Here is an 11,704-nt window from a genome sequence, read left to right as displayed (position 1 = left end):
ACCTCGCTTTTCTGCCGCCAGCGTCGCGCGCTGGCTGGGGCATACAAGTGACGGGTGTCAGGCTGGCGGGGGGCGCCAATGTGCGCTTCCATGCTCGAGCCATGATGTCCCCTCGATCTGCCGCGGGTTCTGCCACGCGTTTCCTGGTCGCTTCTGCCAGCGCTTGCGCCGTCGTTCTTGGAGCCGGCGCGGCGCTGGCCGCCAACACCTCGACACTCGGCAGCGTGGAGGTCTACCCGAACTTGACGACCTTCGGTGTCTACGCGGACGTCGCCGGTGACGACAACACCAACGCAAAACTCTGGGTCGAGTACCGGGAGACGGGGGCGGCTAACTTCACCAAGGGTCACGCGCTGATGAAGATCGCCGCGGGGCGCTACGCCGGCGCGGTGTTCTTTCTCGCGCCGGGCAAGGGCTACGACGTACGGGTCGTCTTGGACGACGCCGACAACGCCGCCAAAGCGAACAAGGATCAGACCGCGTCCACGCGCGCGAACGAACCGGCGGCGGCGAGCGGTGCGACGCTCTGGGTCGATGCTGCCGCGGGCAGCGACACGAACCCCGGCACGACCAGCTCACCCTTGAAGACCATTCAAGCGGGTGTGAACAAGGCCGTTGCTGGTGACAGCGTGCGGGTGAAACCCGGGGTCTATCGCGAGACGGTGACACCGCCCAAGGGCGGCAGCGCCGGCAAGCCGCTCTGGATCATCGCGGACGGGCCCGGTGTGATCCTCGACGGCTCGGACGCGACACTGGAGAAACCGACCTGGACGAACGAGAGCGGCGATCTGTACTCGACGCCGTTTGCCGGGCCGAGTCAGTACATTGCCGCGGACGACGTGCGTTTGTACGACTACCCGAGCTTGGCAGAGTTGCAGAGCGCTGCCGCCGGCTTGCCCGGAGGGTTCTTCATCGGCAGCGGCAAACTCTACCTGCGCCTGCCCGATGGCGGAGACCCGTCCACGAAGACGTTGCACGTCGCCGTGCGAGACACTGGCTTTCTGCTCGACACCATCGGCTACGTCGTCGTCGAGGGTTTCGAGCTGCGTTACTTGGGCAAGACCCAGGGTGGCGTCGCGGTCGACGTGCGGGACACCCACCACGCATGGGTGCGCAAGAACCAGGCGCATCACATGAACACCGGCTTCCGCGTACGGCGCTCGCTGGCGAGCGAGAACGTCATCGAGAACAACACCTTTCGCGACACCAGCGTCTGGACCTGGCCGTGGGCCGCGAGCAAGGCCCACACCCCGGAGGCCAGCGCGATCACGATCCAGAACGGCCGTGGCAACGTGGTGCGGGGAAACCAGCTCGAAGGGTCGTTCAACGGCATCGACGCCGGGGAGTTCGGGACCACCGACGAGAACATCGCCAAGGACACCGACGTCTACGGCAACAGCATGAAGCAGCACGCGGACGACGGACTCGAGCCGGAGGGAGCGTGTGTGAACGTGCGATTCTGGCACAACGTCGTGCAAGGCTCGCTGAACGCCATCAGCGTGGCGCCGATCGAGGTCGGCCCGACCTGGTTCGTGCGCAACCTGGTCACGGACTACAGAGCCCACGTGCTCAAGCTCAACAACGGCAGCAAAGGCTGGATCTTGGTCTACCACACCACGGGCGTGCCGATGGCCGGCGTGGTGGACGCGCAGGCGGCGGCGCCGACGCTGGCGTTCGGTCCCTTCGTGTCGCGTAACAACATCTACGAAGGGCACCGCTACGTGATCGAGAGCGGGCTCTCGAGCGTCAACGCCGGCGTCGACCTCGACTTCGACGCGCTCTACACCGACGACCCCGCGCGCTTCGTGAAGTGGATGAACGTGAAGTACGACACGATCGCGACCCTCAAGGCCTCGAACACCATCGAGATCAACGGTTTCCAGGTGAAACCGAGCTACGAGAACCCGGGCGCAGCCGACTACGATCTGACGGCGGGACACGCGCTGCTCGACAAAGGCACGAGCATCGACGGCATCAACACTGGCTTTGTCGTTGGAGCGGGGCCCGACGTGGGTGCCTTCGAGCGCGGGGGCGTGTCACCCCTCGACGATGCAACGCCGAGCGGTGGGGGTGGCGGCGTCGCGGGAGGCGGCGGTTCGTCGGGCAGCGCGGGCGCCGGCGCGAGCGCCGGCGCCGGAGGCGCAGGGGTCGGCGGCGCCGGAACGGGTGGCGCGGGCAATGCGGCGGGAACCGGAGGCTCGGCCACCGGCGGAGGCGCGGGTAAGAGCGACGGCGGCGATGACGGTGGTTGTGGATGCCGCAGCGCGGGGCGAAGGACGGGCTCCGAGCTTGGCTGGCTGGGGCTTGGGATGTTCTTCTGGGCGCGACGCTCGCGTCGACGCGGCTACGACGCTCCGCGCGGAAACCCTTCGAACAGGTAGCCGCGATCGATGCCGTCCTCGAGCTGGCGGATCGCTGCGTTCGCCGGGTTCGGTTCGTCGTCGAACCACTCCGGCGAGAGGTGACACCACATCATGATGAACGCCCGCAGGGTCACGCCGTGGCAGATCACGATCAGGTCGTGGATGTCGTGGTCCTCGGCGTCCCGGTGGAACGTGCCGAACGCCTGGTGAACACGCTGCGCGACGTCGAAGCGGCTCTCCCCCAGCGGCATGCGCGCCCAGAATTTCCCCTCGAAGCGACAACAGCGGTCGTAGTGCGCAAACTCGTTCGGGAAGCGCACCGGCAGCTCTTCGTCCGGTACACCGTCGAACACACCAAACTGCTGCTCACACATCAGCACGTGCTCGCGACGATCGCGGATCCAGCGCCCGGCGACCTCCGCAATTCCATCCGCGGTCTCCCGGGTGCGCAGGTACGGGCTGACCCACAACCGAACGTGTGGGCAAGAGCCCGGGGTGCCGTAGAGCTCCGCGTAATAGCGGTCGATTCGCCGGCCCGCCTCGCGCACCTGCTGCCGGCCCGCCTCGCTGAGCGGGATGGCGTGATCCGCAACCCGGGCGTGAACGGTGGGGTCGACGTTGCCGAACGACTCGCCGTGACGAACCAGCAGGATGCGCATCGTACGGCCTCCCCCGACCTCAGTAAATGAAAGCGTCGTTGCCGTCCGTGACGGTCACCATCACCACGGTGTCGGCGCGGGTTGCGGGCGCGATCAGCGGGTAGGCTTGTTTCAGGGCGTCCTTGTGCTGCGCGTCGTAGGCAAGCACGTGCAAGATCTGTTTCTTCCAGGCGTCGCTGGTTGCGACGTTCTTGCTGCTCAGCACGATGTCGCCGAGCTTCTTCTCGAGCAACCCCTGCGCCACGCTCACCGTGTACGGAGTGCCCGGCGGGTAAATGAACGCCCGCGTGACGCTGACGCCGACCTTGTAACCCTCGATCTCGACGAGCAGGTCGGTCTTCTTGCCGCCCGCGTCGGTGTAGACGATCTCGGCCTCGGTCTTGAGCAGCTTCGCCAGCTCACAGCGATACAGCACCTCGTAGCTGAAGACCTCGGACAAGAGCGAGCTGCCTCCGAGGTTGCCGTCGTCGTAGGCCTTCTTGCCACCGAGCGAGAGCAGGTTGTAGTCGAACACCGAGCTGCCAAAGTCGATCGAGTTGTCGTACGAGTAGGGGCTCGACGAGAGGATCTCCGTCTGGCTCAGCGGGCCGCAGTCGCCGAGCAGCGTGCCTTGCCCCGGCAACGGTACAGAGCCCGCGTCGGCTCCGCCTGCGCCGCCCACCGCGCTGCCCCCGCCACCCGCGCTGCCGCCGCTCGCCCCGCCGCCTCCGCTGCTGGCGCTACCCCCGCTGCTCGCGCCGCCCGCGCCCGCGCCTCCACCCGAGCCGCCGAACGCTCCTGCTCCCGCTCCGCCACCCGTCGCCCCGCCGCCGTTGCCAATGACCCCGGCGCCGCCACTCCCGCGAGCGCCCGAGTCATCACCACACGAGAGCGTCGCCGCCGCACAAAGCGCGAGCACGATCAGTCGATTGAGCACGCTGGCCCGCGGCATGGACACCAATCATCTGCGATGGCGCACAGGTGCGCAACCGCTCTCCGGGCGGGCCCTCGCTTGCTCGCGCCGCCGCGGCCCGGTACCTTTGAAGCATGCGACGAGAGTGGTTGGCGGTCTTGCTCTTGTCCTTGTCTGCCACGGGCTCCCTCCCGGGTTGCGGCGATGGCGCCACCGAGCCGAGCAACGGCGCGGCCGATGAAGGCTCCGTGTGTCCGCCCGAAGATCCCGACTGTGATCGGCTCGACGAACCGTGTGTGCCGGATGAAGCCACGCCCCCCGCGGGAGAATCGACCGCTCCCGGTTCGAACCCGATGGGACTCGGCTCTCCCCTCAGCAGCAGCGGCAAACACCTCATCTGGCCCAAGGGACGCGTGCCCTACAAGATCGCGTCGACCCTGGACGCCACCACCAAGACCCGAGTGCTCTCGGCCATGAGTGAGTGGCAGTCCAAGACCAAACAGGTCGTGCGCTTCGAGAAGGCGACGAGCGCCGACGCCGCGTACGTGCTGGTCACCACCGGGAGTCCTCGGGTGGAGTTCGTCGGGTACAAGTCGAACACCGTCTCGAAGCTGTACCTGCGCGACAACGAGTACCTGACGGTGACGCGGCACGAGCTCGGCCACGTACTCGGGTTGGAGCACGAAATGCGGCGAAAAGACCGAGCCGCGTCGATTCAGGTCCTCTCGGCCAACATCGTCAACACCGCCAACTGCAAGTACCAGTTCTCGCTCTGCTCGAACTGCCCGACGCTCGGCAAGTACAACATCAAATCGGTGATGCACTACCGCACGTATCGCGATCTCGCGAGCTGCCGGGTGAACAACAAGGCGGTGCTGCTCACCAAGGCCGGGGGCACCATCAATCACGAGTGGGTGCTGACGGCCGGTGATCTCAGCGCCATCTGGGAGCTGTACGGTCAGCCCACGACGGGCACGGGTGGGACCGGCGGCGTGGATGCCGGCATCGACGCCAGCGCCGACGCCGATTCCGGTGCAGATGCGGCCGATGCTGCGGGCGCCGCCGGCGCCGCAGGGAGTGCCGGCAGCGCGGGCGCTGCTGGCAGCGATGGCATCGAGGGCGACAACCCCTGGACCGACTCGGGCATCGAGTCCGGCGTCGGCGGCAGCGGCGCGACCGGCGGTTCGAGCGGAAACAACACGACCGTGATGAAGGACGGCAGTGAGAGCGGCTGTGGCTGTCGCCTCGGGCCCGAGCCTGCGCGACCGTGGGTCTTGGCCGCGGTCTTTGGCTTGTTTTTCCTCTCGGCGCGACGGCGTGGCGCACGCGGAGGCACCCCGCTTTCACGCTAGCATCCGGGCCATGGCCGAACGCTGTTATCTCGGGGTGGACGTCGGCACGGGCAGTGTGCGCGCCGCGCTGTTCTCTGGCTCGGGCCAAAGGCTCGGCGTCGGAGTCGAACCCATCACCAGCTTTCGCCCGCAGGAAGACTTCGTCGAGCAGTCCTCCGAGGACATCTGGCGCGCGGTGCGCATCGCAGTGCGCGCTGCCATCGAAGAGGCGGGAGTCGAGGCGAGCAACGTGCGCGGCATCGGCTTCGATGCGACCTGTTCGCTGGTGGCGGTGGACGCCTTGGGTCAACCCGTCAGCATCAGCCCGACCAATGACGATCAGCAGAACGTCATCGTCTGGATGGACCACCGCGCCACGGAGCAAGCCGCCCGCATCAATGCCGTGGGCCACGAGGTCCTCCGCTACGTCGGCGGTGTGATCTCGCCCGAGATGCAGACCCCCAAGTTGCGCTGGCTTGCGGAGCATCACCCGGAGGCGTGGCGGCGAGCGCAGCTGTTCTTCGATCTGCCGGACTACCTGGTGTGGCGCGCAACAGGTGAGGACGTGCGCTCACTGTGCACGACGGTGTGCAAGTGGACCTACCTGGGACACGAGGGGGGTGGTGGGTTTCGCGAGGATTACTTCCGGCAGATTGGCCTTGGGCAGCTGGTGGATGAAGGGTTCGCGCGAATCGGCCGGCGGGTGCGGCCCATGGGGGAGCGCGCGGGTGGGCTCACCGCCACCGCCGCGGAAGAGCTCGGGCTCGCGGCGGGCACTGCGGTCGGGGTGTCGATCATCGATGCCCACGCCGGCGGGCTCGGTCTCTTGGGTGCGCCCGTCGACGGGTGTGCGCCGGATGCCGCGGCGCTGGAACATCGCCTCGCGTTGATCGGCGGCACCTCGAGCTGTCACATGGCGGTCAGTCGCGAGCCCAAGTTCGTACCCGGGATCTGGGGACCCTATTTCTCCGCGATGATCCCCGGGCTCTGGCTCACCGAAGGCGGGCAGAGTGCGACTGGAGCGTTGATCGATCACGTGGTCGGCAACCACGCGCGGAGCGCCGAGCTTGGCGTCGAAGCCACACGGCGTGGCACGACCGTGTACGCGTTGCTGAACGAGCGGCTGGATGCGCTCGGCGAGCGCGCGGCGTTTCCGGCGGAGCTGACCCGCGAGCTACACGTTCTGCCAGACCATCATGGCAACCGCTCACCCCGCGCGGATGCGTCGTTGCGCGGCATGATCAGCGGGCTCAAGCTCAGCGACAGCGTCGACTCTCTTGCGCTGCTCTACCTCGCGACCATCCAGGCAATTGCCCACGGCACGCGGCACATCCTCGATACGATGAACGCACAGGGTTACGCCATCGACGCCATCTTCGCGTGCGGCGGCGACACCAAGAATCCCGTGTTCGTGCGCGAGCACGCCGACGTCACGGGTTGTCGTCTGATCTTGCCCAAAGAACCCGAGGCGGTGCTGCTCGGGTCGGCAATCCTCGGGGCGGTGGCGTCCGGTGACCAGACGAGTGTGCTCGACGCCATGAGCGCCATGAACGCCTCCGAGCGCGTCGTCGAGCCGGCGGGGGATCGTGTTCAGGCGTATCACCAGCAGAAACACGAGGTCTTTCAGCGCATGTACTCCGACCAGCTGGACTACCGGTCGCTGATGAGCTGAGGGGGCGTGCGCTCAGCGGTGCAGCGAGGCCGTCGAGACCGCCATGCCGACACCGACCATCACGCCGACGAACCCCTCGTTCGACTGGTGAGTCCAGCGCAGGTCGTAGCGGGCGAAGGTAGAGATCACGACTGGCCCCATGAACATGCCCAGCTCGGCACGCGGTCCGAGGGCGCCGAAGCTGAAGTCGTCATCGACACTGCCGAGCTCGATCAGGGTCGCTCCGAAGCGAGCGTAAGGTGTGTTCCACGATGACGGCAGCAGATACAGATGCGGGCCCAGGCTGAACTGCTTCACGTTGCTGGTGAGCTCGACTCGGGCATCTGCTCCCGGACCGATGTGCTCCGCGTCGGTGTCGTTGCCGAAGCGTGACCCTCCCGCGACCTGCGCAACTCCGCCGTAGCGCCCGGACTCGAAGCGTGTTGATGACAGAGCGCCGGCTTGAATGTCACCCATTGCGGAGAAACAACCCGCGGAACACGGGAGACACAGCACGACGATGAGCCGAAGTACGAGGCTCGAGCGCTCCGAATGCGTCTTCGGGCGGCGGACGGCCGATGCTTTCATCGCCCGGCGCAGTCCTCCAGGTCGGGGACGAGCGAGCGGCAGTGCATCACCGCGGGATCCGGCTCGGCGCCGCGTGCGGCGACTCCCGTGCAGAACATGTCGCAGACTTCGCGCGAGCATCCGGAGGGCACGCTGTGGCCGCAGCGCTCGTATTCGACGAGATCCCAGAGGCCGTCGCCATCGAGGTCGACCTGCACGGTGGGTTGCCAGGTGACGCCTGGTTCCCGTTTGCGGTCGACGCGACCGAGGCGGGCCTTGGGCAGCGGTCCCCTCACAGGACCGACCGCGATGGCTCCGGTCCCCGAAGGACCGGGACCGGTCACGAGCTCCGCTTCGATCAACGGTCCAGGGCAGTGATCACAGTCGATGCTGGCCTGACGTCGAGTGCGCACCAGGCCGCGGTAGCCGCTCTCGTCCAGCACCGCGAACACCTCCCCGGTCTTGTGCATGTCGCGCTGAAATTGGAGCAGAAGGATGCCGGGGCGTTTACCCGGATCGGCCTCGACGGCGACGATGCGTTGTTCGGCATCCTGCGCTTCCTGTTGATGCGAGAGCGACGCGGGCGAACAAGCGGGCGCGAGCCCGAGCGACAGCAGGCCAACCGCGCTGATGGCCACCGCCGTGGCTGCGCAGCTCATGTCGTCCGCCGTTCGCGTAGTCGGTCGAGTCCCATGGCGACGAGGATGATCCCACCAGTCAGGATCTCTTGCACCCAATTCGGCAGACCCACGTGGGTCGAGCCGGTCTTGATCTCGGTCAACAAAAGAGCGCCCAGAAGCGCGCCGGCGACCGAGCCGCGGCCTCCGGAGAGGGAGCCGCCGCCAATGACGACCGCAGCGATCACCTCCAGCTCGAGGCCGATGGAGTCGGTGGGATCTCCGACGGTGAGCGTCGAGAACTCCATCACACCCGCCAGCCCCGCCAGTGCGCCCGCGAGCACATAGACCAGCAAGGTGACTTTTTTCACCGGCACGCCGCACAAACGCGCGGCCTCGACGTTGGAGCCGACCGCGACGATGTGCCGTCCGGGTCGCGTGAACGCGAGGAAGGCGGCGAACAAGAGCGCGAGCCCCAGCACCCACCACACCCCAGTTGGCAAGAGCAAGCCGCCGTGTTTGCCGCCGGGCATGGCCATCAGGGTCTCGAGCCCCTTGGGATCGGCGTCGACCTTCTGTTCGTGAGCCAGGCCCTTCGCGATCCCGCGCAGCGCGCTCATGCTGCCGAGAGTGACGATGAAGGGCAGGAGCCCGAGACCCGAGACCAACAGGCCGTTGACCGCGCCGACACACGCGCCGAGCGCCACGCCGGACGCTGCCGCCGAGAGCGGACCGCTGCCGCCGTCGAGCGCACGGGCCACCACGACGGTGGTGAGCGCGACGGTAGACCCCACGGACAGATCGATGCCTCCCTGGATCATCACCAGCGTCATGCCGATGGCGGCGATCGCCACGACCACCGTCTGCCGTGCCATCGTGAGCAGGTTGATCCTGCTCGAGAAGGTCTCCGGTGCGAGCACCGCGAACAACACGTACACGGCGATGACGGCGAGCAGCGGTCCGACCCATGGCGCGCGGAGAATGCGCTTCACGCTGCCCCCGCTGCTTCCCGCATCAAGTGCTGCTCATTGAGCTCGCTCACTCTGCACGGCTGGCCCGAGCCTGCCGCGATGGAGCACGGCGATGCGGTCACAGATCGAGAGTAGCTCGGGAAAATGGCTCGAGACGACCAGGATGGCTTTGCCGCGCTCGGCCAGCTCGTCGATGATTTGGTACACGTCACTGCGGCTCTTGACGTCGATGCCGCGGGTCGGCTCGTCGAGCAAGAGCACGTCGACGTCGTGATGCAGCAAACGTCCGAGCGCCACCTTCTGTTGATTGCCGCCGGACAGCTCACGCACGAGTTGATCGGGCCCCGAGGTGCGGATGCCGAGCCGCTCGATCAGAGATTGAGCTGCGAGCCGGCGGCGCGAGGGCAAGACCAACCCGGCGGGCCCGAGCCCGCTCGACCTCGAAAGGGTCAGGTTCTCCGCGACGGAGAGGGGCCCGGCCAGCCCTTCGCGTTTGCGATCTTCGCTCAGCAGGCCGACCCCCTGCGCGAGCCGGCGCGCGGGCGAGGCCGGTCCCACGTACGCGCCCACCGACACCTGCCCGCTCTTCACGCGGTCGAGGCCGAAGACCGCGCGCAACAACTCCGTGCGCCCCGAGCCGACCAACCCGGCGATCCCCAGCACCTCCCCGGCTCGGAGCTCGAAGCTGGCGGAAACCGGCAAGCGCACTCCCGCTAGCTCCTGCGCGCTCAGCACGACCCGTCCAGGTTTGCGAGGCTCACGGGCGGGGCGTTCGTCGACGCTGTGCCCGGTCATCAGCTCGACCAGGTGGCTTGCCGACGTGTCGACCATATCGCCGCCGCCCACGCTGCGTCCGTCACGCAGCACGCTGAAGCGATGGGCGAGCCGGCGCACTTCGTCGAGAAAGTGCGAGATGTAGAGCACCGCGATGCCGGTCTTTGCCAGACGCCGCACGACCTCGAACAACCGCTCGACATCCGGCGCCGACAGGCTGGCGGTCGGTTCATCCAGGATCAGCAAGCGGCAATCACTTGCTGCCAGTGCGCGTGCCACGGTGACGAGCTGCACGTCCGAAGGGCCGAGGTTTCGCAGCGCGGCCTCTGGCTCGAGGTCCGCGCCGATCAGCTCGAGGGCACGCCGCGCGAGCGCGCGCTGCCCGGCGCGGTCGACGATGCCGAAACGCAGGGGCTCGTGGCCGAGCAGCACGTTTTCGGCGACCGACAGCTCCCGGCATACCGCCGGCTCCTGGTGCACGATGGCGACCCCCGCGCGCCGAGCCTCTCGGGGTGAGCGTGGAGAGAAGACCTGACCGTCGAGCTTCACCTCGCCGCCGTCGCTGACGAACACTCCCGACACGATCTTGGTCAACGTGCTCTTGCCGGCGCCGTTCTCACCCAAGAGGGCGTGGATCTCGCCTGGGTTGAGCTCGAGGTCCACGCCGTCGAGGGCGCGCGTCGCCCCGAACGACTTCACGAGCCCGCGCGCCGAGAGCCGCGCGCCGCTCACTCGTTCAACCACTCTCCGAGCTCCGGCTTCAGCAGTCGCAACATGTCCGGCTCGTTCATGTTGACCTTGGTGATGAGCTTGCTGCCGGTGTCGATGCGGCGTTCGACCTTCTCGCCCTTGATGTGGCTGACCATGGTCTTGACCGCGAGGTACCCCATGTTGAAGGGATCCTGGAGCACCAGCCCCTCGATGGCGCCGCCCGCGACGCCCGCCACGAGTTTGTCCGAGGCGTCGAAGCCGACGAAGCGGAGCTTCCCGCTCAGATCGGCCTTCTCGATGGCGCGCAGCATGCCGAAGGTCGTGGACTCGTTGGGTGTGAACACCCCTGCAATCTTGCCGGCGGCGGCGCCCTGGGCGAGCAGCAAGCTCTCGCTGGCCTTGTGGGCGCTCTCGGTGGTCGCGCCGCCGTACTGGTTGTCCGACGCGATGGTCACGCCGGCCGCCTTCAGCGCCTCGATGCAGCCCTCTTCCCGGTGGTTCGTGCTGGCGGAGCCCTCCTGGTACCGGAGCACGATGGCCGCGCCCTTGTCCTTGATCTGTTTGGCCAGGTGCTCACAGCCGAGCTTGCCTGCAGCGCGGTTGTCGGTGGCGACGAAGCTCACGTGATCTTTGGACGCGAGATCCGAATCGAAGATGACGACGGGGATCTTGGCCTCGGTCGCCGACTTCACGCTCGAGACGAGGGCCTTGTCGTTGAGCGGTGCGAGTACGATGCCCGACACCGCCTGGGCGGTGAAGCTCTGGACCAGATCGATCTGTTGTTTGAGGTCGTCTTCCTTGAGCGGTCCCTTCCAGACGATCTCGACACCGAGCTCGCGCGATGCTTTCACGGCTCCTGCGTGCACGCTCTTCCAGAACTCGTGGGTGGTGCCCTTGGGGATCACGGCGATGCGCAGGGTCTTCTGCGCAGGCGCGGCGTCCGAGCCAGAAGCCGGGCTCGGCGCCTCGCGCTTGCAGCCGACGGCAGCCAGTCCGATCGCCAGTCCGAGTACCCCACCGAGCGCGTTTCGTAACATCGCCCGGGAGGGTATCCGTCTGGTTCCGTCGGGGAAAGTCGAAGCGAAAACGCTCTGACTGAGCGCGGTCATTCGGCTCGCCGCCAGCTACTTTCAGCTGGACGGCGAGCCGAATGACCGCGTGGGCCTTG

The 11,704-nt window shown here is 67.3% G+C and carries 9 protein-coding genes and 1 pseudogene; 3 read left to right on the top strand and 7 right to left on the bottom strand.

All coding sequences use genetic code 11. From position 1 onward, the window contains the following. The first annotated feature begins 101 nt into the window (after positions 1-101). Positions 102-2,381, top strand: a complete 2,280-nt coding sequence (locus IPI67_32385; protein MBK7584875.1) for a right-handed parallel beta-helix repeat-containing protein — start codon at positions 102-104, stop codon at positions 2,379-2,381. On the opposite strand, the gene IPI67_32380 is transcribed toward IPI67_32385, so the two are convergent. After that, positions 2,345-3,022 (bottom strand): histidine phosphatase family protein, encoded by a 678-nt coding sequence (locus IPI67_32380; protein MBK7584874.1) that lies wholly within the window; start codon positions 3,020-3,022, stop codon positions 2,345-2,347. The genes IPI67_32385 and IPI67_32380 overlap by 37 nt on opposite strands. A 19-nt stretch (positions 3,023-3,041) precedes the next feature. After that, complete coding sequence (locus IPI67_32375) at positions 3,042-3,953, bottom strand: hypothetical protein (GenBank protein MBK7584873.1); 912 nt, start codon at positions 3,951-3,953, stop codon at positions 3,042-3,044. A gap of 95 nt (positions 3,954-4,048) precedes the next feature. Here IPI67_32375 and IPI67_32370 point away from each other — a divergent pair, with 95 nt between their 5' ends. Both IPI67_32370 and IPI67_32365 read left to right on the top strand, forming a co-directional pair. Then, positions 4,049-5,266 (top strand): hypothetical protein, encoded by a 1,218-nt coding sequence (locus tag IPI67_32370; protein ID MBK7584872.1) that lies wholly within the window; start codon positions 4,049-4,051, stop codon positions 5,264-5,266. Between the two features lie 10 nt (positions 5,267-5,276). Next, the gene (locus IPI67_32365; protein ID MBK7584871.1) at positions 5,277-6,917 is read left to right on the top strand and encodes an FGGY-family carbohydrate kinase; all 1,641 of its coding nucleotides are present in this window, start codon (positions 5,277-5,279) and stop codon (positions 6,915-6,917) included. A gap of 12 nt (positions 6,918-6,929) precedes the next feature. On the opposite strand, the gene IPI67_32360 is transcribed toward IPI67_32365, so the two are convergent. The 5 genes and pseudogenes from IPI67_32360 to IPI67_32340 form a co-directional block, all read right to left on the bottom strand. Next, a complete protein-coding gene (locus IPI67_32360; protein MBK7584870.1) occupies positions 6,930-7,484 on the bottom strand; it encodes a hypothetical protein in 555 nt (184 codons plus the stop codon). After that, on the bottom strand, positions 7,481-8,122 hold the full coding sequence (locus tag IPI67_32355) for a hypothetical protein (protein MBK7584869.1): 642 nt from the start codon (positions 8,120-8,122) through the stop codon (positions 7,481-7,483). Before IPI67_32355 ends, IPI67_32360 begins: the two co-directional genes overlap by 4 nt. Beyond that, positions 8,119-9,072 (bottom strand): ABC transporter permease, encoded by a 954-nt coding sequence (locus IPI67_32350; protein ID MBK7584868.1) that lies wholly within the window; start codon positions 9,070-9,072, stop codon positions 8,119-8,121. Before IPI67_32350 ends, IPI67_32355 begins: the two co-directional genes overlap by 4 nt. Further along, a pseudogene (locus IPI67_32345) lies at positions 9,069-10,569 on the bottom strand (sugar ABC transporter ATP-binding protein). Before IPI67_32345 ends, IPI67_32350 begins: the two are co-directional and overlap by 4 nt. Beyond that, positions 10,554-11,573 carry a substrate-binding domain-containing protein gene (locus IPI67_32340; GenBank protein ID MBK7584867.1) on the bottom strand — a complete coding sequence of 340 codons (1,020 nt, stop codon included), beginning with the start codon at positions 11,571-11,573 and terminating at the stop codon, positions 10,554-10,556. Before IPI67_32340 ends, IPI67_32345 begins: the two are co-directional and overlap by 16 nt. Positions 11,574-11,704: the final 131 nt, after the last annotated feature.

The sequence above is a fragment of the Myxococcales bacterium genome, assembly GCA_016706225.1.
In the GTDB taxonomy this organism is placed as follows: Bacteria; Myxococcota_A; Polyangia; order Polyangiales; family Polyangiaceae; genus JADJKB01.
The sequence above is the reverse complement of the archived record's forward strand: the minus strand, read 5'-3'. Positions and strand labels throughout refer to the sequence as shown.